This is a genomic window from Streptococcus sp. BS35b, assembly GCF_000286475.1.
GTDB classification, from domain to species: Bacteria; Bacillota; Bacilli; order Lactobacillales; family Streptococcaceae; genus Streptococcus; species Streptococcus oralis_W.
Window position 1 is genome coordinate 21,559 of sequence record NZ_ALKH01000001.1, and the last position, 23,991, is coordinate 45,549.

The window sequence follows — 23,991 nt, forward strand, 5'->3', positions numbered from 1 at the left end:
ATAAAAAAGAATAACTATAATTGGGAGTAATATTTCAAACATAAATAACAGGAATGGAATGCCTGAACAAGTAACTTCTGGACAACGATTATACTCAAATTTTATATTAAATATTTTAACTGTAGAAAATAAAAGAAGTACTACTCAATCAGTAACAAATATTGAATTATATAATATCAAGAAAGAAAATAATGATTTTTCAGATATTCAATATGATGGCGGTTTTTATGATGGTAATCAAAAATTTGTGCTGCTAGCTTATAACAATGGAACTAAGGAAGAGTCGCTACGGAAATGCAGTGTTAAATTTTCATTCTGTGAGAAAGACACTTATAAAATAATTAATGAAATAGAGAAAGTTATAGATGGAGCTCATGTTTTAAAGTCTGGAGATATCAAAAGTTTACTTATATATCAATTTGATGAATTTATTTCTGAGTTCAAAAAGAATAGAAGTTTAGAAACTCTAAAAGTTTCAGTATTTGATGATAATGGAAATGAGTTTCCTCGTCTAAAGTTGGTTGTAATCTACAACAGAAAGGAAAATCGATTCTATAGACCTCAAGAGGGGCGTGGCGGTTTTAATGGTGGTGGAATCCCGATTCTTGATTTGCGCGAGGATATCAATAGACAATCTGTTAGTTGCTCTCAAAGTTTAAAACAGGGTACTAATGATGTTATGTTTCATGTATTGGTTGATAGAAGTTGTAACCTGAGATATCGCGTTGCCATTAAGTGCGGTAAAAAAAGGATAAAGAGCAAAGAAAAATATTCTTTGGATATTCGAATTCCTGTGTATAAACAGGAGACGGGAGTTTTTTATGGAATTTTCTATTTACTTTTACAAAAATATGCTCCTACTTTAATGAAGGATATAGACTACAACAAAGATTTAATAGAATCTTTAGATGAAAATTTAATTTATGACAAATATTATGCTGCAAGTCTTGCTACTAATGCAAATATCGAATAGAGCATTATTTTTATCTAACTATTATATCGCTGAAGAGAATTATTACTTTATAAATGACAAGATTACAGTATGTTTAAGTGTACTAATGTGATTTTTTACACTTTTATAACAAGATGAAAATTAATAAATCAGATATGACCATGAAAACAGAATCCAAAATGCTTGGTTTAATTTTTCAAACCGCAAAAGTGCTCCAAGTCGAGGCTATCGCCATGTCTGGTTCACGGACAAATCCAAAAGCTCCAAAAGATGAGTTTCAAGATTATGATGTTGTTTATGTCGTGGACGACTTAGATAATCTGACGAGTAATCTTGCTTGGTTGGACCAGTTTGGAACACGTATCATTGAGCAGCATAATATCCTTGGCAACCGTCGTCTCTACCTCATGCTCTTTGAAGATGGCAATCGGATTGATTTGACTCTATGTCCTAAAGAGTATATCAAGGAGTGGGTAGAAAGCGAAGCGGATTTCACGGTGCTAGAGGACACTAAGGGTTTGTTTGCCCCTTATTCACCAAGTCCTCAACGTTACTGGACAAGTCCAGCTAGTCAGACAGATTTTGAAAAAGCCTGCAATGAATTTTGGTGGGTGTCAGCCTACGTAGTCAAAGGAATCTGTCGCAAGCAACTACTCTACGCTACTGACCATCTCTATGGGATTTGTCACCAAGAACTCCTGAAGGTCTTAGCCTGGCAGGTAGCAAGTGATAAGGGGACTGTCGATATTGGCAAGAACTATAAATATCTCTTTAACTATTTACCTACTGAGAAAGAGAAGGAATTCTTAAATCTGCTTGATTTCTCCAGTTTAGAAAAAATCACTCAGTCTTTATTTGCAACAATGAAACATTTCCACCAAGAAGCTCAATACCTTGCTAACAAGATGGGCCTTGACTATGATAAGGAAGTGGCAGAGAGGATGATTAAGTATGCTGAGGAGAGACTTTCAAATCACTAACTAAAAAAAATATATAATTTAAAAGATTAAACTACAGAAAGGATCGTTTGGTTATATATAGTAACTGAACACGAGACTAATTTCTGTAAATTATCCCTTATTCTATAAAAACCTACTCTACATTCTTTGAAAGGAGTTGAACACGCCCTAAATGCTGTGTGAAAAAGATAAATTCTCTTACGAGCATCGCTCGCTTTAAGAATTTCCTATTTTTACTTTGCATTTTACGGGCTTAGTATCCTATGTCTAACATTCAAAACATGTCCCTAGAGGACATCATGGGAGAGCGCTTTGGTCGCTACTCCAAGTACATCATTCAAGATCGGGCTTTGCCAGACATTCGAGATGGCTTGAAGCCGGTTCAGCGTCGTATTCTTTATTCGATGAATAAAGATGGCAATACCTTTGACAAGAGCTACCGCAAGTCAGCTAAGTCAGTCGGGAATATCATGGGGAATTTCCACCCACACGGGGATTCTTCCATCTATGATGCCATGGTCCGTATGTCTCAGGACTGGAAAAATCGTGAGATTTTGGTTGAAATGCACGGTAACAACGGTTCTATGGACGGAGATCCACCTGCGGCAATGCGTTATACCGAGGCGCGTTTGTCTGAAATTGCAGGGTACCTTCTTCAGGATATCGAGAAAAAGACAGTTCCCTTTGCTTGGAACTTTGACGATACCGAGAAAGAACCCACTGTTTTGCCAGCAGCATTTCCAAACCTTTTGGTCAATGGTTCGACTGGGATTTCGGCTGGATATGCCACAGATATTCCACCGCATAATTTAGCTGAGGTTATTGATGCGACGGTTTACATGATTGACCACCCAACAGCCAAGGTGGACAAACTCATGGAATTCTTGCCTGGACCTGACTTCCCTACAGGGGCTATCATCCAAGGGCGTGATGAAATCAAGAAGGCCTATGAAACCGGGAAAGGGCGCGTCGTTGTTCGTTCTAAGACGGAGGTTGAAAAGCTAAAAGGTGGTAAGGAACAAATCGTTATTACTGAGATTCCTTATGAAATCAATAAGGCTAATCTAGTCAAGAAAATTGATGATGTTCGTGTCAATAACAAGGTGGCAGGTATTGCTGAGATTCGTGATGAGTCTGACCGTGACGGTCTTCGCATCGCTATCGAACTTAAGAAAGATGCGAATACCGAGCTTGTCCTCAACTATCTCTTAAAATATACTGACCTACAAATCAACTACAACTTTAACATGGTGGCGATTGACAATTTCACACCTCGTCAGGTTGGGATTATTCCAATCTTATCTAGCTATATCGCCCACCGTCGTGAAGTGATTTTGGCACGTTCCCGCTTTGACAAGGAAAAGGCTGAGAAACGTCTGCATATCGTCGAAGGTTTGATTCGCGTGATTTCGATTTTGGACGAAGTCATTGCCCTTATCCGTGCTTCTGAGAACAAGGCTGACGCTAAGGAAAACCTCAAGGTCAGCTATGAGTTTACTGAGGAGCAGGCTGAAGCCATCGTGACCTTACAACTTTACCGTTTGACCAATACAGACGTGGTTGTCTTGCAGGAAGAAGAAGCAGAATTACGTGAAAAGATTGCCATGCTTGCGGCTATCATCGGTGATGAACGGACTATGTACAATCTCATGAAGAAAGAACTTCGTGAGGTCAAGAAGAAATTTGCGACACCACGTTTGAGTACTTTGGAAGACACTGCGAAAGCAATCGAGATTGATACAGCTAGTTTGATTGCCGAGGAAGATACCTATGTCAGCGTAACTAAGGCAGGCTATATCAAGCGTACCAGCCCACGTTCCTTTGCAGCTTCTACGCTAGAGGAAATCGGCAAACGTGATGATGATCGTCTGATCTTTGTGCAAACTGCCAAGACAACTCAGCACCTCTTGATGTTTACGACTCTTGGAAATGTCATTTATCGACCAATCCATGAATTGGCAGATATTCGTTGGAAGGATATCGGAGAGCATCTGAGCCAGACCATTACAAACTTCGAAACTAACGAAGAAATTCTCTATGCAGAAGTAGTGGATCAGTTTGATGATGCGACAACTTATTTTGCAGCGACTCGCCTTGGTCAAATCAAGCGTGTAGAACGCAAAGAATTCTCTCCATGGCGGACCTACAAGTCGAAGTCTGTCAAGTATGCTAAGCTCAAAGACGAGACAGACCAAATTGTAGCAGTGGCTCCGATTGGACTTGATGATGTACTCTTGATTAGTCAAAACGGTTACGCCCTTCGTTTCAATATCGAAGAGGTTCCGGTTGTTGGTGCCAAGGCTGCGGGTGTCAAGGCTATGAACCTGAAAGCAGATGATGCGCTTCAGGCTGCCTTCATCTGTAATACCTCATCCTTCTACCTCTTGACCCAACGTGGAAGCTTGAAACGCGTTTCCATTGAGGAAATTCCAGCGACCAGCCGTGCCAAACGAGGCCTACAAGTTTTGCGTGAGTTGAAAAACAAACCGCACCGTGTCTTTTTAGCAGGAGCAGTTGCAGAGCATGGTTTCGTTGGTGATCTCTTTAGTACAGAAGTAGAAGAAAACGACCAAACGTTACTTGTCCAATCTAACAAGGGAACAATCTATGAGAGTCGATTGCAAGATCTCAACTTGTCAGAACGTACTAGCAATGGAAGCTTTATCTCAGACACGATTTCAGATGAAGAAGTTTTCGATGCTTACCTCAAAGAAGTCTTTAAAGAGGATAAAGCGAGTTCGTAAAAAGAATCAGTCCAGAGGGCTGATTCTTTTTGTGTTGAAAAAATTTTCAGAAAATTACAAATAATACTTGAAATTTTACTAGAAAAGTGTAGAATAGAACACATAGTTTGAATAGTATAAAGGAGAAACACATGACAGTTGCAATTGATTGGGAAAACCTTGGATTTTCTTATATGAAATTACCTTATCGCTATATCGCTCATTACAAGAATGGTCAATGGGATCAAGGAGAATTGACAGAGGATGCGACCTTGCATATTTCAGAGTCTTCTCCAAGCCTCCACTATGGACAGCAGGCATTTGAAGGCTTGAAAGCCTATCGTACGAAGGATGGTAGTATTCAACTTTTCCGTCCTGATGAAAATGCCAAGCGTCTGCAACGTACCTGCGACCGTCTCTTGATGCCACAAGTTCCAACAGAAATGTTTGTAGAAGCTTGTAAAGCAGTTGTGCGTGCTAATGAAGAATATGTCCCGCCATACGGAACAGGTGGAACCCTTTATCTTCGTCCACTTTTGATTGGTGTTGGGGATATTATTGGGGTTAAACCAGCAGAAGAGTATATTTTCACCATCTTTGCTATGCCAGTTGGAAATTACTTTAAAGGTGGTTTAGTTCCAACCAACTTCTTGATTCAAGATGAGTACGACCGTGCCGCTCCACATGGTACAGGTGCGGCTAAGGTTGGAGGAAACTATGCTGCTAGCCTTCTCCCTGGTAAAATGGCTAAATCACGCCATTTCTCAGATGTTATCTACCTAGACCCATCTACACATACAAAGATTGAGGAAGTCGGATCAGCCAACTTCTTTGGAATCACGGCAGACAATGAATTTGTTACGCCATTGAGTCCATCCATCTTGCCATCAATTACCAAGTACTCTTTGCTTTACTTGGCAGAACACCGCTTGGGCCTAACACCGATTGAAGGTGATGTCCCAATCGATAATTTGGATCGTTTTGTAGAGGCAGGTGCTTGTGGTACAGCAGCGGTCATTTCTCCAATTGGGGGGATCCAACATGGCGATGATTTCCATGTTTTCTATAGTGAAACAGAAGTAGGACCTGTTACACGTAAACTCTATGATGAATTGACTGGTATCCAATTTGGTGATGTAGAAGCGCCTGAAGGATGGATTGTCAAAGTGGACTAAAAGACATGAAATAAAGAAGAGCTCCATAGCAGTTGTAATAGCTGAAATGGAGTTTTTTCTTGCTAGTTTGAGCTTTTTCTTGTACAATAGAAAAAGTGAAAAGAGGTACAGTATGAGTAAAAAAGATAAGAAAATTGAAATTCAATTAACAGATGCTAAAGTGACTGTTGGAAAAGACAGTTATGAAGGATACGTTTTGACAATCGGGAAAAAGGTCATTGGCGAAATTGCCGAATTAGATAACCAATTTGCCATCATAAAGAATGGAAATGTCGATAGTTTTTATAAAAAACTTGAAAAAGCTGTGGAAATTTTGATTGAAAACTATAATTTGACAAAATAATACTTGTTTTATTGAAAATTTCATGATATAATAGTTTTCGTTGAACATTGGAGAGATAGCGAAGAGGCTAAACGCGGCGGACTGTAAATCCGCTCCTTCGGGTTCGGGGGTTCGAATCCCTCTCTCTCCATTCATCATTGGGGTATAGCCAAGCGGTAAGGCAAGGGACTTTGACTCCCTCATGCGTTGGTTCGAATCCAGCTACCCCAGTTCTTAGGTAATAAGTTCAAGATAAAAAGAAAAATATCTTAGGGTATTTTATTTTTATAATTGAAAGGCGTGAACGATGTGAACATGTCTTTGCGGGTGCTTAGGAAAAAAATTATAAGTATGTCAAGTTTGGAAAGACTTGATTGTTGGAGGATTTTTTAGATGAACGAATTTGAAGATTTGCTAAATAGCGTTAGCCAAGTTGAGCCTGGTGATGTTGTTAGTGCTGAAGTATTGACAGTTGATGCGACTCAAGCTAACGTTGCAATCTCTGGGACTGGTGTTGAAGGTGTCTTGACTCTTCGCGAATTGACAAACGATCGCGATGCAGATATCAATGACTTTGTGAAAGTAGGAGAAGTATTGGATGTTCTTGTACTTCGTCAAGTAGTTGGTAAAGATACTGATACAGTTACATACCTTGTATCTAAAAAACGCCTTGAAGCTCGCAAAGCATGGGACAAACTTGTAGGACGCGAAGAAGAAGTTGTTACTGTTAAAGGAACTCGTGCCGTTAAAGGTGGACTTTCAGTAGAATTTGAAGGTGTTCGTGGATTTATCCCAGCTTCAATGTTGGATACTCGTTTCGTACGTAACACTGAGCGTTTCGTAGGTCAAGAATTTGATGCTAAAATCAAAGAAGTTGATCCTAAAGAAAATCGCTTCATCCTTTCACGTCGTGAAGTTGTTGAAGCAGCTACTGCAGCAGCTCGTGCTGAAGTATTCAGTAAATTAGCTGTTGGTGATGTCGTAACTGGTAAAGTTGCTCGTATCACTAGCTTCGGTGCTTTCATCGATCTCGGTGGTGTTGACGGATTGGTTCACTTGACTGAATTGTCACATGAACGTAACGTATCACCTAAATCAGTTGTAACTGTTGGTGAAGAAATCGAGGTTAAAGTCCTTGATCTTAATGAAGAAGAAGGACGCGTATCCCTTTCACTTAAAGCAACAACACCTGGACCATGGGATGGCGTTGAGCAAAAATTGGCTAAAGGTGATGTAGTAGAAGGAACAGTTAAACGTTTGACTGACTTCGGTGCATTTGTTGAAGTGTTGCCAGGTATCGATGGACTTGTTCACGTATCACAAATTTCACACAAACGTATCGAAAATCCAAAAGAAGCTCTTACTGTTGGTCAAGAAGTTACTGTTAAAGTCCTTGATGTTAACGCTGACGCAGAACGTGTATCACTTTCTATCAAAGCTCTTGAAGAACGTCCAGCTCAAGAAGAAGGACAAAAAGAAGAAAAACGTGCTGCTCGTCCACGTCGTCCAAAACGTCAAGAAAAACGTGATTTCGAACTTCCAGAAACACAAACAGGATTCTCAATGGCTGACTTGTTCGGTGATATCGAACTTTAATCAAATTGATAATCGCAAAATCCTTTGTTTAAAACAAGGGATTTTTCTTTTGTCTCTTTCCCATTTTTGATATAATAGTTCTATGTTAGATTCAGAAAAACAATCACAATATCAATTGTTAAATGAGGAACTCTCTTATTTACTTGAAGGTGAGAGCAATGTTCTTGCCAATCTTTCGAATGCTAGTGCCCTCCTAAAATCTCGCTTTCCAAATACTGTATTTGCAGGTTTTTATCTGTTTGATGGTAGTGAGTTGATTTTAGGTCCTTTTCAGGGTGGTGTTTCTTGTATTCGCATTGTGCTTGGGAAAGGCGTATGTGGAGAAGCTGCCGAGTTTCAAGAGACTGTTTTAGTAGGGGATGTGAGCACCTATCCAAACTACATTTCTTGCGATAGTAAGGCCAAGAGTGAAATCGTAGTTCCCATGCTCAAGAATGGGAGATTAGTCGGTGTTTTAGACCTGGATTCTTCTCTTATCGATGATTATAATGCCATTGACCGCGATTACTTGGAACAATTTGTCGCTATTTTGCTTGAGAAGACAGAATGGGACTTTACGATGTTTGAGGAGAAAGCCTAATGTATCAAGCACTTTATCGAAAATATAGAAGCCAGACTTTTTCGCAATTGGTCGGGCAAGAGGTTGTGGCTAAAACTCTAAAACAAGCGGTCGAGCAGGAAAAGATTAGTCATGCATATCTTTTCTCAGGTCCTCGTGGAACAGGGAAGACCAGTGTAGCCAAGATTTTTGCCAAGGCTATGAACTGTCCAAATCAAGTGGATGGAGAACCATGTAATCACTGCTATATCTGTCAGGCAGTGACAGAAGGTAGCCTAGAAGATGTTATTGAAATGGATGCGGCTTCAAATAATGGAGTTGATGAAATCCGTGAAATTCGTGACAAATCTACCTATGCACCTAGCTTGGCACGTTACAAGGTCTATATTATTGACGAGGTCCATATGTTGTCTACGGGAGCCTTTAATGCGCTTTTGAAGACCCTAGAAGAACCAACTCAAAATGTTGTCTTTATCTTGGCGACCACCGAATTGCACAAGATTCCAGCAACTATTTTATCGCGTGTTCAACGTTTTGAGTTCAAATCGATTAAAACTCAAGATATCAAGGAGCATATTTATCATATTCTAGAGAAAGAAAATATCAGTTCTGAACCGGAGGCTGTGGAAATCATTGCCAGACGAGCTGAAGGTGGAATGCGGGATGCCTTGTCTATTCTGGACCAAGCCTTGAGCTTGACACAGGGAAATGAGCTCACGACTGCTATCTCTGAGGAGATTACAGGCACCATTAGTCTATCAGCACTAGATGACTATGTAGCCGCCTTGTCTCAGCAGGATGTTTCAAAAGCGCTTGATTCTCTGAATCTTTTATTTGAAAATGGTAAGAGTATGACTCGTTTTGTGACGGATCTCTTGCAGTATTTGCGTGATCTACTAGTTGTTCAGACAGGTGGCGAAAATACTCATCATAGTCCAGTTTTTATGGATAATCTAGCTCTTTCTCAGGAAAGTCTCTTTGAAATGATTCGAATAGCGACTGTGAGCTTGGCAGATATGAAAGCAAGCCTGCAACCTAAGATTTATGCTGAGATGATGACCATTCGTTTAGCTGAGATTAAGCCTGAACCAGTGCTTTCAGGAGCTGTCGAAAGTGAAATTTCTGCACTGAGACAGGAAGTAGTTCGTCTCAAGCAAGAACTTGCTAATGTTGGAACGGTGCCTAAACAAGTGGCGCCAGTCCCTAGCCGTCCAGCCATTTCCAAGACAGTCTATCGAGTGGATCGCAACAAAGTTCAGGCTATCCTACAAGAAGCTGTTGAAAATCCTGAATTGGCACGGCAAAACTTGATTCGCCTCCAGAATGCATGGGGAGAAGTAATCGAAAGCTTAGCTGGTCCTGATAAGGCTCTGCTTGTTGGTTCTCAGCCAGTTGCGGCAAACGAACACCATGCTATTTTAGCTTTTGAGTCTAATTTCAATGCTGGGCAAACCATGAAACGGGATAATCTTAACACCATGTTTGGCAACATCCTCAGTCAGGCAGCAGGTTTTTCACCTGAGATTTTAGCCATTTCCCTAGAGGAATGGAAAGAGGTTCGCGCAGTATTTTCAGCTAAAGCTAAATCTTCTCAAGTTGAAAAAGAAGCAGAAGAAAGTCTGATTCCAGAAGGATTTGAATTTTTGGCTGATAAAGTGAAGGTAGAGGAAGACTAAAGAAAGATTTCATGATACAATAAGTTTATGAATAGACAACAATTTATTATGATAGCGTTATTTACGGCTGCTGAGACTTATTTTTTCAATGAAGCCTGGATGACTGGTCGCTATATTATGGCAGTTTTTTGGGCGATTCTACTCTTTCGAAATTTTAGGTTAAGTTACGTGATGGGAAAAATTGTAGACACCATTGATCAGCACCTAAACCGCAAGGACTAGCTCCCAGCTTCTAGACAAAATCAAAGCCTTTTAGGCTTTTTTTTGTTATACTAGTAGAGTATATTTATGGACCTTTTCTTGTGTTTTTTAGAGAAATGTAAGTGATTTCTCTAATGATAAAGGAAGTAGGCCAGAAAAAGAAAGGAATTATCATGTCAGTATTAGAGATCAAAGATCTTCACGTTGAGATTGAAGGAAAAGAAATTTTGAAAGGAGTCAATCTGACTCTGAAAACAGGAGAAATCGCAGCTATCATGGGACCAAATGGTACTGGTAAATCGACTCTTTCAGCCGCTATCATGGGAAATCCAAACTATGAAGTTACCAAAGGTGAAGTCTTGTTTGATGGCGTAAATATCCTTGAGTTGGAAGTGGACGAACGCGCGCGTATGGGACTTTTCCTTGCGATGCAATACCCATCTGAAATTCCAGGAATTACCAACGCTGAGTTTCTTCGTGCAGCCATGAATGCTAGTAAAGAAGACGATGAAAAGATTTCAGTTCGTGAGTTCATCACTAAATTAGACGAGAAGATGGAATTGCTCAACATGAAAGAAGAAATGGCAGAGCGTTACCTCAACGAAGGTTTCTCCGGTGGTGAGAAAAAACGTAATGAAATTCTTCAACTCTTAATGTTGGAACCAACTTTTGCCCTTTTGGATGAGATTGACTCAGGTCTCGATATTGACGCCCTTAAAGTTGTATCTAAAGGTGTGAATGCCATGCGTAGCGAAGGTTTTGGTGCTATGATTATCACTCACTACCAACGTCTTTTGAACTATATCACGCCAGACGTGGTACATGTGATGATGGAAGGGCGTGTTGTCCTTTCTGGTGGTCCGGAATTGGCTGCGCGTTTGGAACGTGAAGGATACGCAAAACTAGCTGAAGAACTTGGCTACGACTACAAGGAAGAATTGTAATTCCCTCGTATCTTTTAGGAGAAGTAAATGACTAAAGAAACTATTAAACTTTTTTCAGAAATGCACGCTGAACCAAGATGGTTGTCAGACCTCCGTCAAAAAGCTTTTGATAAGATTGAGAGTTTGGAATTACCAGTCATTGAGCGTGTCAAATTTCACCGTTGGAATCTGGGAGATGGTACCATCACAGAAAGTGAACCGTCAGCAAATGTTCCTGACTTCACTGCTTTAGATAACCACTTGAAGTTGGTGCAAGTAGGAACGCAGACTGTTTTTGAACAAACTCCAGTTGAATTGGCTGAACAAGGAGTAGTCTTTACAGACTTCCACTCAGCTTTAGAAGAAATTCCAGAGCTTATTGAGGAATTCTTCATGTCATCTGTTAAGTATGACGATGACAAGTTAGCAGCCTACCACACAGCTTATTTCAATAGTGGTGCGGTTCTTTATATTCCAGATAACGTGGAAATTACAGAGCCAATCGAAGGTATTTTCTACCAAGACAGCGATAGTGATGTGCCGTTTAATAAGCATATTATGATTATCGCTGGTAAAAACTCTAAGATTAGTTATCTAGAACGTTTAGAGTCACGCGGTGAAGGAAGTGCCAAAGCAACTGCCAATATCACAGTCGAAGTGATTGCTCGTTCTGGTGCGCAAGTGAAATTTGCTGCTATTGATCGTCTGGGTGAAAATGTCACGGCCTATATTAGCCGTCGTGGTAAACTAGGCAACGATGCCAGCATTGACTGGGCCATTGGTGTCATGAACGAAGGAAATGTTGTTGCGGACTTTGATAGCGATTTGATTGGGAATGGTAGCCATGCTGACCTGAAAGCCGTAGCTCTTTCAAGTGGCCGTCAAGTACAAGGGATTGATACCCGTGTAACTAACTACGGATGCAATTCTATCGGAAATATCCTGCAACATGGGGTTATCCTTGAAAAAGCAACCTTGACCTTCAATGGTATTGGCCACATCATCAAGGGTGCCAAGGGAGCAGATGCGCAACAAGAAAGCCGTGTTCTCATGCTTTCAGACCAAGCACGTTCAGATGCCAACCCAATTCTTTTGATTGATGAAAATGACGTAACTGCAGGTCACGCGGCCTCTATCGGTCAGGTGGATCCAGAAGATATGTACTACCTCATGAGCCGTGGTTTAGATCAAGCAACTGCAGAACGCTTGGTTGTTCGTGGTTTCCTTGGATCTGTTATCGTTGAGATTCCAGTCAAAGAAGTTCGTGATGAAATGATTGCAACGATCGAAGAAAAATTGTCAAAACGCTAAGGGGAAGCCTATGTTAGATGTAGAAGCGATTCGCAAGGATTTTCCAATTTTAGACCAGATTGTCAACGATGAACCTCTGGTCTATCTGGACAATGCTGCGACGACACAAAAACCATTAGCAGTTCTGGAAACAATCAACCGCTACTATAAGCAGGACAATGCCAATGTTCACCGTGGTGTTCATACCTTGGCTGAGCGAGCAACAGCATCCTATGAAGCTGCTCGTGAAACTATTCGTAAGTTTATCAATGCAGACTCTACAAAGGAAGTACTCTTTACCAGAGGAACGACAACCAGCCTTAACTGGGTGGCACGCTTTGCTGAGGAAATTCTCACTGAGGGAGACCAGGTCTTGATTTCTATCATGGAACACCATTCCAATATTATTCCTTGGCAGGAAGCTTGCCGTAAGACTGGAGCAGAGCTTGTCTATGTTTATCTCAAGGACGGAGCTCTGGATATGGATGACTTGCGTTCTAAATTGACTGACAAGGTTAAGTTTGTTTCGCTAGCTCACGCCTCAAATGTCCTTGGTGTGGTCAATCCAATCAAAGAAATCACACAAATGGCTCACCAAGTTGGAGCCATTATGGTGGTGGATGGTGCTCAGTCTACGCCTCATATGAAGATTGATGTGCAGGACTTGGATGTGGACTTCTTTGCCTTTTCAGGTCACAAGATGGCTGGTCCAACTGGTATCGGTGTTCTTTACGGCAAAGAAAAGTATCTTGAGCAAATGTCTCCAGTAGAATTTGGCGGTGAGATGATTGATTTCGTCTATGAGCAATCTGCTAGTTGGAAGGAATTGCCTTGGAAATTTGAGGCTGGAACGCCAAATATGGCAGGTGCTATCGGACTTGCAGCAGCAGTGGATTACCTAGAAAATATTGGTATGGATGCGATTGAAGCTCATGAACAAGAATTGATCGCGTACGTCTTTCCAAAACTACAGGCCATTGAAGGTTTGACCATTTATGGTTCTCAGGACTTGGCTCAACGTTCAGGTGTCATTGCCTTTAACCTAGGTGATCTCCATCCTCACGACCTTGCGACCGCTTTGGATTATGAAGGAGTAGCTGTTCGTGCTGGTCACCACTGTGCACAACCCTTGCTTCAGTATTTGGATGTCCCAGCAACAGCTCGCGCAAGTTTTTATATCTACAATACCAAGGCAGATTGCGACAAGCTAGTCGATGCCTTACAAAAGACAAAGGAGTTTTTCAATGGCACTTTCTAAACTAGATAGCCTTTATATGGCAGTGGTAGCGGACCATTCGAAAAATCCACATCACCAAGGGAAGTTAGAAGACGCTGAACAAATCAGCCTCAACAATCCAACCTGTGGGGATGTTATTAATCTCTCTGTTAAGTTTGACGCAGAGGACCGTTTGGAAGATATTGCTTTTCTAAATTCAGGTTGTACCATCTCAACAGCCTCGGCTAGTATGATGACAGATGCCGTTTTGGGCAAGACCAAACAAGAAATTCTAGAGCTTGCGACCATTTTTTCAGAAATGGTTCAAGGTCAAAAAGATGACCGCCAAGACCAACTTGGCGATGCAGCTTTCTTATCAGGTGTTGCCAAATTCCCACAACGGATTAAGTGTGCAACTCTAGCTTGGAATGCCCTTAAGAAAACAATTGAAGATCAAGAAAAACAGTAAGACAAGTTTCTTTTGTCTTACGAATCATTAGAAATGAAGAATGAAAGAAAGGATATTATGGCTGAAGAAAGAGTAGAACCAAAACCAATTGACCTTGGTGAATATAAATTTGGTTTCCATGACGATGTAGAGCCTGTCCTATCGACAGGAAAAGGATTGAACGAAGATGTCATTCGCGAATTATCAGCTGCTAAAGGAGAACCTGAGTGGATGTTAGAATTCCGTTTGAAGTCTTATGAAACCTTCAAAAAAATGCCTATGCAAACCTGGGGAGCAGACTTGTCAGAGATTGACTTTGATGATTTGATCTACTACCAAAAACCATCTGACAAACCAGCCCGTTCATGGGATGAAGTTCCTGAAAAAATTAAAGAGACCTTTGAACGTATCGGGATTCCAGAAGCTGAACGTGCTTATCTAGCAGGTGCCTCTGCCCAGTACGAGTCAGAAGTAGTTTACCACAACATGAAGGAAGAGTTCCAGAAATTAGGGATTATCTTTACAGATACAGATTCTGCCCTCAAGGAATACCCAGACTTGTTTAAACAATACTTCGCTAAGTTGGTACCACCGACTGATAACAAGTTGGCAGCCCTCAACTCGGCAGTATGGTCAGGTGGAACCTTTATCTATGTGCCAAAAGGGGTGAAAGTGGATATTCCGCTTCAAACTTATTTCCGTATCAACAATGAAAATACAGGTCAGTTTGAACGTACCTTGATTATCGTTGATGAGGGAGCAAGCGTACACTACGTAGAAGGATGTACAGCACCAACTTATTCTAGCAACAGCTTGCACGCTGCCATTGTAGAAATTTTCGCTTTAGATGGAGCTTATATGCGTTATACAACCATCCAAAACTGGTCTGATAATGTCTATAACTTGGTAACAAAACGTGCCAAAGCCTTGAAAGATGCGACTGTTGAGTGGATTGATGGTAACTTGGGTGCCAAAACAACCATGAAATACCCATCTGTTTACCTAGATGGAGAAGGGGCCCGTGGTACCATGCTTTCGATCGCCTTTGCTAATGCAGGGCAACACCAAGATACGGGTGCCAAGATGATCCACAACGCTCCACACACAAGCTCCTCTATCGTGTCTAAATCCATCGCTAAAGGCGGAGGAAAGGTGGACTACCGTGGACAAGTAACCTTTAACAAGAACTCTAAGAAATCTGTTTCTCACATCGAGTGTGATACCATTATCATGGATGACTTATCAGCGTCAGATACCATTCCATTTAATGAAATTCACAACTCGCAAGTTGCATTAGAGCACGAAGCCAAGGTATCTAAGATTTCAGAAGAACAATTGTATTACCTCATGAGCCGTGGATTGTCAGAATCTGAGGCAACCGAGATGATTGTCATGGGATTTGTCGAACCCTTCACCAAAGAACTTCCAATGGAATACGCGGTTGAGCTGAACCGCTTGATTAGCTATGAAATGGAAGGTTCAGTCGGATAAGAATATGCAAAATCTGAACAGGAATCCTTTCTGTTCAGAATTTTTTTCAAAAAAAACCTAATAAATATTCACAAAAATGCTTTTATATGGTAAAATAAAACAATTACATTTAGTGGAGATGGAGTATAAATATTTTTAGAACCAAGGATGTTAGTCTGAGACAGACAGAGATGCGTCGCCATTTGAAATTGTGGGATTTGATTCTATTGGGGATTGGTGCCATGGTAGGGACGGGGATTTTCACCATTACAGGAACAGCAGCGGCTACTCTAGCTGGTCCCTCACTAGTGATTTCCATTGTGATTTCTGCCCTGTGTGTTTCTCTATCAGCTCTCTTTTTTGCAGAATTTGCCTCTCGTGTACCCGCAACTGGGGGTGCTTATAGTTATCTCTATGCGATTTTGGGAGAATTGCCAGCCTGGATTGCTGGCTGGTTGACCATCATGGAATTCATGACAGCTGTTTCAGGTGTGGCATCTGGCTGGGCAGCTTACTTTAAGGGCTTACTCAGTGATTATGGTATCTCCATGCCCCAAGCCTTGAATGGTACCTTTAATCCTGAACAGGGGACTTATATCGATCTTCTGCCTATTTTAGTGCTGACCTTGGTAACGGGATTGGTTTTATTAAATTCCAAGGCAGCCTTACGCTTTAATTCGCTTCTAGTAATCTTGAAATTTTCTGCTCTAGCCTTATTTATCCTAGTTGGTATTTGGTACATCAAACCTGAAAATTGGTCGAATTTTGCTCCTTTTGGCTTTGGCCAGATTTATGGAGGAAGCACTGGGATCATGGCAGGTGCATCTTTGATGTTCTTTGGATTTCTCGGATTTGAGTCTATTTCCATGGCAGTTGATGAGATCCAAAGCCCGCAAAAAAATATTCCTCGAGGAATTGTACTTTCTCTGACAATCGTCACCATTCTCTATGCCTTGGTAACCTTAGTATTGACAGGGATTGTTCACTACAGTAAGCTCAATGTGGACGATGCAGTAGCATTTTCATTACGGAGTATTGGTATCGGTTGGGCAGCCAATTATGTTTCGCTCGTAGCCATTCTTACCCTGATAACGGTATGTATTTCCATGACTTATGCTTTGTCTCGGATGATTTATAGCTTAGCACGTGATGGACTTTTACCTCGAAGCTTTAAACAACTAAGTAAAACTAGCCGAGTTCCTAAAAATGCGACCCTCTTAACAGGAGTTGTTTCAGCCCTTGCTGCAGGAGTGTTTCCTCTAGCCAGTATTGCAGCCTTCTTAAATATCTGTACCTTAGCTTATCTCATTTTGCTAGCCTACGGAATAATAAAACTCAGAAAGGATAAGGGCATGCCAAAAGAGGGAGAGTTTAAAACTCCTTTGGTGCCACTTTTGCCAATCCTTTCCATCCTTATCTGTGTTTCCTTTATGCTTCAATATAGTCTAGATACCTGGATTGCCTTTGGCATTGCTCTTGTAGTTGGTCTAGTCATTTACTTTACTTATGGGTTCCGCCATTCAACCCTCACAGAAGAAAAATAAAAGCTGGGACATCCCAGCTTTTTAATCTTTCACATAAGTAAAGCCTTCACCCAGAATTTCATGGGCCTCTGTGATGGTGATAAAGGCTTGAGGATCGACTTGGTGAATCATGTCCTTCATTTTGACGATTTCGTTCCGACCGACGATACAGTAAATAATTTTTAAATCTTTCTTACTGTAATAACCTTGACCAGATATAAAGGTCACACCGCGTCCAAGCTCCTCATTAATCTTATCAGCCAGTTGGTCAGGATATTGAGTAATAATCATAAATCCTTTACCAGCGTATCCCCCTTCGCCAATCAGGTCAATAACGCGAGCGATGATGAAGTCAAACAAGAGAGTATAGGTCACAAGACGGAGATCTTGGAAAATAAGCAGAATTAACATTAAAATGAAAAAGTCAATTCCAAAAAGCAATTTCCCAATCGAAAGATTGGTGTACTTGTTGAGGATGCGGGCAACGATATCAGAACCACCAGTGGTTCCACCAGCATTAAAGATAATTCCTAAACCAACTCCCAGTAAAACCCCTGAGACTAAAGCAACGATGATGAGGTCACCTTGTAAATCAAACCGCAAGGGGATACGCTCAAAGATTGCGAGCCAAATAGAGAGAGAAATAGAACCCAGAAGGCTGGAGTAGAGGGTCTTGGAACCAAATATCTTCCAAGCCAAAATAAATAAAGGAATATTGATTAAGAGATTCATCAATGAGACAGGGATTTTAAAAAGATAGTAGGTAATCAAGGTGATACCTGTCGCCCCTCCCTCGAATAGATGATAAGGAACAACAAAGTAGGTGAGACCAAAGGCATAGATAGCTGCTCCAAATATAATCGTAATAATCGGTTGAACTTTTCGAATCATAGCTGTTCCTCGCTTTTCTATAGATAGATTATACCAAAAATTCAGTTTTTTTAATTGGATTACTTATGATTTTTTATCATTTTTTTGATATAATAAGAGTGAAAAATCCCAATCCTATTGAGAAGAATAGAAAGATTGAACTTATGACACAAGTAAAAATTGTAACGGACTCTTCTGTTACTATCGAACCAGAAGTAGTTAAAGAATTAAATATCACTATTGTCCCTTTATCAGTTATGATTGATGGCGTACTCTACTCAGATGCTGATCTAAAAGAGGGGGAATTCCTTCATCTCATGCAACAAAGCAAGAATCTCCCTAAAACGAGTCAACCTCCAGTAGGAGTGTTTGCTGAAGTCTTTGAAGAGCTGGGAAAAGATGGCAGTCAGGTTGTTGCTATTCATATGTCTCATGCTTTGTCTGGAACGGTTGAAGCTGCTCGCCAAGGCGCAAGTCTGTCAAGTTCTGATGTGACGGTTATTGATAGTTCCTTTACAGATCAGGCTATGAAGTTTCAAGTTGTTGAAGCTGCAAAACTTGCTAAAGAGGGTAAAGATTTAGAAACTATTCTAGCACGTATAGAAGAAGTGAAGAATCACACAGAGCTTTATATTGGTGTTTCGACTCTAGAAAACCTAGTGAAAGGTGGGCGTATTGGACGTGTGACGGGACTATTAAGCTCACTATTAAATATTCGTGTAGTGATGCAGATGAAAAACCACGAACTCCAACCAATCGTCAAAGGACGTGGTGCGAAAACTTTCAAAAAATGGCTTGAAGAGTTAACGGTGGCCCTTACTCATAAATCGGTTGCAGAAATTGGAATTTCCTATGCTGGAACGAATGAATGGGCAAATGAGATGAAGAGTTTATTGCAATCCTATGTTGAGAAACCAATCTCTGTACTGGAAACTGGCTCTATTATTCAAACTCATACTGGAGAGAATGCTTGGGCAATTCTAATCCGCTATAATTCCTAAAAAAATAGAGAAAAATGTTTGAAATGGCGTTTTTGACTTGACCTATGGGCAATTTTAGGATATGATTATATTTGTTAATCAGAAATTATTTGGAGGATTTGTTAACATGGCAAACAAACAAGATTTGATCGCTAAAGTGGCAGAAGCTACAGACTTGACTAAGAAAGATTCAGCAGCAGCAGTTGATGCTGTATTTGCAGCAGTAACTGAATACCTTGCAGCTGGTGAAAAAGTTCAATTGATTGGTTTTGGTAACTTTGAAGTTCGTGAACGTGCTGCACGTAAAGGTCGCAACCCACAAACTGGTAAAGAAATCGAAATCGCAGCTTCTAAAGTTCCAGCATTCAAAGCTGGTAAAGCTCTTAAAGACGCTGTTAAATAATGAATTTAGAAAAAGCCTATTGTATCAAGCTTTCTAGCTTGGTCAATAGGCTTTTTTTGTGTATAGGGGGTAAAAAGGGGGCAAAGACGAATATTTCTTCATGATATCTACCACTGTTGATTTCATTTCTTTAGTTATATATGTATAAATTTAGGTGTTTTTCAACTGAGTCTTTGATATGCTATATAACTTCTGAGATAAGTAGTCTTTTGAAAAATAGGGTTTAAGCCTTTACAGTAAAAGAAAAAAGGTTCCCATGTTTGAGAACCTTTTTTTTATTAGTTTTTAGAAGCTGCTTGGAATTCAGGGTTTTTCCATGCTTCATCAATGATAGCTTGCAATTCTTTAGCAGATGCTTGCATTTTTTGAGTTTCAGCGTCGTTCAATGGGATGTTTACTGGACGAACGATACCGTGTGCACCAACAACAGCTGGTTGACCGATAAAGACGTTTTCAACACCGTATTGACCTTCTTGGAAGACTGAAAGTGGAAGTACTGCATTTTCGTCATCAAGGATTGCTTTTGTGATACGAGCAAGTGCTACTGCGATACCGTAGTATGTAGCACCTTTTTTGTTGATGATTGTGTAAGCAGCGTCACGAACACCTTCGAACAATTCAATCAATTCAGCTTCTTGAACGTTTTGAGTATCTTTAAGGAATTCTTCAAGGTTTACACCAGCGATGTTGGCATGTGACCAAACCGCAAATTCAGAATCTCCGTGTTCACCCATGATGTAGGCGTGAACTGAACGAGCATCAACATCCAATTTTTCAGCAAGTGCTTGACGGAAACGTGCTGAGTCAAGTGAAGTACCTGAACCGATAACACGTTCTTTAGGGAATCCAGAGAATTTCCAAGTTGAGTAAGTCAAAACGTCAACTGGGTTAGCCGCAACAAGGAAGATACCATCAAAACCTGATTCAACAACTTGTGTTACAATTGATTTGTTGATAGCCAAGTTTTTACCTACAAGGTCAAGACGAGTTTCACCTGGTTTTTGAGGAGCACCTGCAGTGATAACAACAAGATCAGCGTCTGCACAGTCAGAGTATTGAGCAGCGTAGATTTTTTTAGGTGAAGTGAAGGCAAGGGCGTGGCTAAGGTCAAGCGCATCACCAACAGCTTTTTCGTGTAATTGTGGAATTTCGATAATTCCAAGCTCTTGTGCAATTCCTTGGTTAACAAGTGCAAAAGCGTAAGATGAACCTACGGCACCGTCACCAACAAGGATCACTTTTTTGTGTTGTTTAGTTGAAGTCATTATCTAAACATCTCCTTCATTTTTTTTTTAGGGGAATCCCCAGACACTTTCATTCTATCACTTTTAAAAAACTTTGTCACGAATATTCTATTCGGTTATCGATGTAAACGTTTTAGTGGTTTTCAAAGACTGAAATGAAGGACAAATTATGGTATAATATATCTAATTACTAATAGTGAAATGAGGCATTTATTAATGCAGGATAGAAATTTAGTGAATGTCAATCTGACAAAGGAGATGAAGACCAGCTTTATCGATTACGCTATGAGTGTTATCGTTGCGCGGGCTCTTCCTGATGTTCGAGATGGTTTAAAACCTGTTCACCGCCGTATTCTTTACGGAATGAATGAACTAGGTGTTACACCAGACAAACCTCATAAAAAATCAGCCCGTATTACAGGGGATGTTATGGGTAAATACCACCCACACGGGGATTCATCTATTTATGAAGCCATGGTTCGTATGGCTCAGTGGTGGAGCTACCGTTACATGCTTGTCGATGGACATGGAAACTTTGGTTCCATGGACGGGGATGGTGCCGCCGCACAGCGTTACACTGAGGCTCGTATGAGCAAGATTGCTCTTGAAATGCTTCGTGACATCAATAAAAACACAGTTGATTTCGTAGACAACTACGATGCCAATGAGCGTGAGCCCTTGGTCTTGCCGGCTCGTTTTCCAAACCTTTTGGTCAATGGGGCAACTGGTATCGCTGTTGGGATGGCAACCAATATCCCACCTCACAACCTGGGCGAAACCATTGATGCGGTGAAGTTGGTTATGGACAATCCTGAAGTAACCACTAGGGATTTGATGGAAGTTTTACCTGGTCCAGATTTTCCAACTGGTGCCCTTGTCATGGGGAAATCAGGTATTCATAAGGCTTATGAGACTGGTAAGGGTTCGATTGTTCTCCGTTCTCGAACAGAGATTGAGACGACTAAGACAGGGCGTGAGCGAATCGTGGTAACAGAATTTCCTTATATGGTCAATAAAACCAAGGTCCATGAGCATATCGTTCGTTTGGCGCAAGAAAAACGAATTGAGGGAATTACAGCTGTACGTGATGAATCCAACCGTGAAGGGGTTCGTTTCATTATCGAGGTGAAGCGTGATGCTTCTGCAAATGTTATCCTCAATAACCTCTTCAAGATGACGCAGATGCAAACTAACTTTGGTTTCAACATGCTGGCGATTCAAAATGGCGTACCAAAGATTTTGTCTCTTCGTCAAATTTTGGATGCTTATATCGAGCACCAAAAAGAAGTGGTTGTTCGTCGTACTCGTTTTGACAAGGAAAAAGCAGAAGCGCGTGCGCACATCTTAGAAGGTCTTTTAATCGCGTTAGATCATATCGACGAAGTGATTCGTATCATCCGTGCTAGTGAAACGGATGCCGAAGCGCAAGCTGAGTTGATGAGCAAGTTCAAGCTTTCTGAACGCCAAAGTCAGGCTATCCTTGATATGCGTCTTCGCCGCTTGACAGGATTGGAACGCGATAAGATTCAGTCTGAATATGATGAATTGATTGCCTTGATTGCAGATTTGGCTGATATTCTTGCTAAACCAGAACGTGTGGCACAAATCATAAAAGATGAATTGGATGAAGTAAAACGTAAATTTGGTGACAAACGTCGTACCGAGTTAATGGTTGGAGAAGTCTTAACTCTTGAAGACGAAGACTTGATTGAGGAGTCGGATGTCTTAATCACTCTTTCTAACAAGGGCTATATCAAACGTTTGGACCAAGGTGAATTTACTGCTCAAAAACGTGGTGGTCGTGGGGTCCAAGGTACGGGAGTTAAGGATGATGACTTTGTGCGTGAGTTGGTTTCAACCAGCACCCATGATCATTTGCTCTTCTTTACCAATAAAGGTCGTGTATACCGACTAAAAGGTTATGAAATTCCTGAATACGGTCGCACAGCCAAGGGATTGCCGGTTGTCAATCTTTTGAAGCTGGATGAAGGGGAAAGTATACAGACCATCATTAATGTTAAATCTGAACGTAGTGATGACGCCTATCTCTTCTTCACAACCCGTCACGGTATCGTGAAGCGAACCAGTGTTAAAGAATTTGCTAATATCCGTCAAAATGGACTTAAGGCTTTGAATCTCAAGGATGAAGATGAACTGATTAACGTCTTGCTGACAGAAGAAGATACAGATATCATCATTGGTACCAAATTTGGTTATGCCGTTCGCTTTAATCAATCAGCTGTTCGTGGTATGAGCCGTATCGCGACAGGTGTCCGAGGTGTTAACCTCCGTGATGGAGACACTGTAGTTGGTGCTAGTGTCATCACTGACCAGGACGAGGTCCTTATCATCACTGAAAAAGGGTATGGTAAACGTACTCTTGCAACTGAATATCCAACAAAAGGTCGTGGTGGTAAAGGAATGAAGACAGCCAATGTTGCTGAGAAAAACGGCCCTCTTGCAGGTCTCCTCACTGTTAAAGGAGATGAAGACCTGATGATTATCACGGATACAGGTGTCATGATTCGAACAAATGTTGCCAATATTTCACAAACAGGACGCTCAACTATGGGAGTTAAGGTGATGCGTCTAGACCAGGATGCCAAGATTGTGACCTTTACAACGGTTGATGCGGTAGAAAAAGAAGAAGTTGGGACTGAAAACGAAACAGAAGGTAAAGCATAATGTCTCATAAAAAAACGAAAAGTAAGAAGAATAAGCGTAGGAATCTATTTCTCAATATTTTAGCGGTTTTCTTAATTCTTTTATCCTTAGCTTTGATTTTTAATTCAAAGATTCGAGATCTCTTTATGGTGTGGAATACCAATAAATACCAAGTCAATCAGGTTACTAAAGAAAATATAGATGAAAATCTCAAAACAGAAGGAAATTTTGATTTTGATTCGGTTAAATCTATTTCATCTGAAGCAGTTCTAGCCGCTCAGTGGGACGCTCAGAAGCTTCCCGTTATTGGAGGAATTGCTATTCCCGAAGTGGAGATTAACTTGCCGATTTTCAAAGGGTTGGATAATGTAAACTTGTTTTACGGAGCAGGAACCATGAAACCAGACCAAAAAATGGGAGAGGGCAACTATTCTCTAGCCAGTCACCATATCTTTACTGCTGAAAATGCCAGTCAAATGCTCTTCTCACCTTTAGTTAACGCTAAAGCGGGCATGAAAATTTACCTGACCGATAAGGATAAGGTTTATACTTATGAGATTACGGAAGTTAAACACGTTACTCCGGACCGAGTAGATGAAATCGAAGATCGTGAAGGAGTTAAGGAGATTACGCTGGTAACTTGTGTGGACTATAATGCGACTGAGCGTATAATTGTTAAGGGGATTTTTAAAGAAGTTAAAGCTTATTCTGAAACATCTGATGATATCCTAAGCGCCTTTAATAAGCCATATAAACAACGTTATTAACCTCAAAAACCAGTGAAGAAGCAATTTCAC

General features: G+C 40.8%; 21 protein-coding genes and 2 tRNA genes. 21 read left to right on the top strand and 2 right to left on the bottom strand.

Translation table 11 applies throughout. The annotated features are described in order from the left end of the window. The first annotated feature begins 58 nt into the window (after nt 1–58). From HMPREF1149_RS02365 to HMPREF1149_RS02440, 17 genes are all read left to right on the top strand, one after another. Nucleotides 59–973 carry a hypothetical protein gene (locus HMPREF1149_RS02365; protein WP_001115080.1) on the top strand — a complete coding sequence of 305 codons (915 nt, stop codon included), beginning with the start codon at nt 59–61 and terminating at the stop codon, nt 971–973. Nucleotides 974–1,113: 140 nt separating this feature from the next. Beyond that, nucleotides 1,114–1,932, top strand: coding sequence for an aminoglycoside 6-adenylyltransferase (locus HMPREF1149_RS02370; RefSeq protein ID WP_155991707.1), 819 nt, complete (start codon nt 1,114–1,116; stop codon nt 1,930–1,932). 242 nt (nt 1,933–2,174) lie between these two features. Beyond that, on the top strand, nt 2,175–4,655 hold the full coding sequence (parC, locus tag HMPREF1149_RS02375) for a DNA topoisomerase IV subunit A (protein ID WP_081502325.1): 2,481 nt from the start codon (nt 2,175–2,177) through the stop codon (nt 4,653–4,655). Between the two features lie 116 nt (nt 4,656–4,771). After that, nucleotides 4,772–5,809, top strand: a complete 1,038-nt coding sequence (locus tag HMPREF1149_RS02380) for a branched-chain amino acid aminotransferase (RefSeq protein WP_324250344.1) — start codon at nt 4,772–4,774, stop codon at nt 5,807–5,809. Nucleotides 5,810–5,921: 112 nt separating this feature from the next. Beyond that, on the top strand, nt 5,922–6,152 hold the full coding sequence (locus HMPREF1149_RS02385; RefSeq protein WP_000037105.1) for a DUF2969 domain-containing protein: 231 nt from the start codon (nt 5,922–5,924) through the stop codon (nt 6,150–6,152). Nucleotides 6,153–6,201: 49 nt separating this feature from the next. After that, nucleotides 6,202–6,282: transfer RNA gene (locus HMPREF1149_RS02390), tRNA-Tyr, on the top strand. Between the two features lie 8 nt (nt 6,283–6,290). After that, nucleotides 6,291–6,362, top strand: a tRNA-Gln gene (locus HMPREF1149_RS02395). Nucleotides 6,363–6,524: 162 nt separating this feature from the next. Continuing rightward, entirely contained in the window at nt 6,525–7,727 is a 1,203-nt protein-coding gene (gene rpsA, locus HMPREF1149_RS02400; RefSeq protein WP_001001620.1) for a 30S ribosomal protein S1, read from the top strand. 82 nt (nt 7,728–7,809) lie between these two features. After that, the gene (locus HMPREF1149_RS02405) at nt 7,810–8,307 is read left to right on the top strand and encodes a GAF domain-containing protein (protein WP_000887136.1); all 498 of its coding nucleotides are present in this window, start codon (nt 7,810–7,812) and stop codon (nt 8,305–8,307) included. Continuing rightward, on the top strand, nt 8,307–9,962 hold the full coding sequence (gene dnaX / locus HMPREF1149_RS02410) for a DNA polymerase III subunit gamma/tau (RefSeq protein WP_000283836.1): 1,656 nt from the start codon (nt 8,307–8,309) through the stop codon (nt 9,960–9,962). The genes HMPREF1149_RS02405 and dnaX overlap by 1 nt, the downstream gene beginning before the upstream one ends. A 27-nt stretch (nt 9,963–9,989) precedes the next feature. Further along, a complete protein-coding gene (locus HMPREF1149_RS0101860) occupies nt 9,990–10,184 on the top strand; it encodes a DUF3272 domain-containing protein (RefSeq protein WP_001081613.1) in 195 nt (64 codons plus the stop codon). A 152-nt stretch (nt 10,185–10,336) separates the two neighbouring features. Next, nucleotides 10,337–11,107, top strand: a complete 771-nt coding sequence (gene sufC, locus HMPREF1149_RS02415; RefSeq protein ID WP_000114496.1) for a Fe-S cluster assembly ATPase SufC — start codon at nt 10,337–10,339, stop codon at nt 11,105–11,107. A 27-nt stretch (nt 11,108–11,134) separates the two neighbouring features. Beyond that, a complete protein-coding gene (sufD, locus tag HMPREF1149_RS02420) occupies nt 11,135–12,397 on the top strand; it encodes a Fe-S cluster assembly protein SufD (RefSeq protein WP_000159843.1) in 1,263 nt (420 codons plus the stop codon). Nucleotides 12,398–12,407: 10 nt separating this feature from the next. Then, nucleotides 12,408–13,634, top strand: coding sequence for a cysteine desulfurase (locus HMPREF1149_RS02425; protein WP_000887709.1), 1,227 nt, complete (start codon nt 12,408–12,410; stop codon nt 13,632–13,634). Further along, nucleotides 13,621–14,061, top strand: coding sequence for a Fe-S cluster assembly sulfur transfer protein SufU (sufU, locus tag HMPREF1149_RS02430; protein WP_001218473.1), 441 nt, complete (start codon nt 13,621–13,623; stop codon nt 14,059–14,061). The genes HMPREF1149_RS02425 and sufU overlap by 14 nt, the downstream gene beginning before the upstream one ends. Nucleotides 14,062–14,118: 57 nt before the next feature. Then, nucleotides 14,119–15,531, top strand: coding sequence for a Fe-S cluster assembly protein SufB (gene sufB, locus HMPREF1149_RS02435; protein ID WP_000797053.1), 1,413 nt, complete (start codon nt 14,119–14,121; stop codon nt 15,529–15,531). 125 nt (nt 15,532–15,656) lie between these two features. After that, entirely contained in the window at nt 15,657–17,054 is a 1,398-nt protein-coding gene (locus HMPREF1149_RS02440) for an APC family permease (protein WP_001020304.1), read from the top strand. Nucleotides 17,055–17,075: 21 nt separating this feature from the next. Here the strand turns inward: HMPREF1149_RS02440 and HMPREF1149_RS02445 are convergent, their stop codons facing one another. Continuing rightward, nucleotides 17,076–17,924, bottom strand: a complete 849-nt coding sequence (locus HMPREF1149_RS02445; protein ID WP_000619964.1) for a YitT family protein — start codon at nt 17,922–17,924, stop codon at nt 17,076–17,078. A 143-nt stretch (nt 17,925–18,067) separates the two neighbouring features. Here HMPREF1149_RS02445 and HMPREF1149_RS02450 point away from each other — a divergent pair, with 143 nt between their 5' ends. Next, nucleotides 18,068–18,904 (top strand): DegV family protein, encoded by an 837-nt coding sequence (locus HMPREF1149_RS02450; RefSeq protein ID WP_000195449.1) that lies wholly within the window; start codon nt 18,068–18,070, stop codon nt 18,902–18,904. Between the two features lie 106 nt (nt 18,905–19,010). Continuing rightward, nucleotides 19,011–19,286 (top strand): HU family DNA-binding protein, encoded by a 276-nt coding sequence (locus tag HMPREF1149_RS02455; RefSeq protein ID WP_001284630.1) that lies wholly within the window; start codon nt 19,011–19,013, stop codon nt 19,284–19,286. 278 nt (nt 19,287–19,564) lie between these two features. Here the strand turns inward: HMPREF1149_RS02455 and HMPREF1149_RS02460 are convergent, their stop codons facing one another. After that, a complete protein-coding gene (locus HMPREF1149_RS02460; RefSeq protein WP_000204720.1) occupies nt 19,565–20,551 on the bottom strand; it encodes an L-lactate dehydrogenase in 987 nt (328 codons plus the stop codon). A gap of 195 nt (nt 20,552–20,746) precedes the next feature. On the opposite strand from HMPREF1149_RS02460, the gene gyrA reads away from it, so the two are divergent. Together gyrA and HMPREF1149_RS02470 are read left to right on the top strand one after the other, a co-directional pair. Next, a complete protein-coding gene (gene gyrA, locus HMPREF1149_RS02465) occupies nt 20,747–23,215 on the top strand; it encodes a DNA gyrase subunit A (RefSeq protein WP_001154054.1) in 2,469 nt (822 codons plus the stop codon). Next, a complete protein-coding gene (locus tag HMPREF1149_RS02470; protein WP_000018515.1) occupies nt 23,215–23,961 on the top strand; it encodes a class A sortase in 747 nt (248 codons plus the stop codon). Before gyrA ends, HMPREF1149_RS02470 begins: the two co-directional genes overlap by 1 nt. The last annotated feature ends 30 nt before the right edge of the window (nt 23,962–23,991 follow it).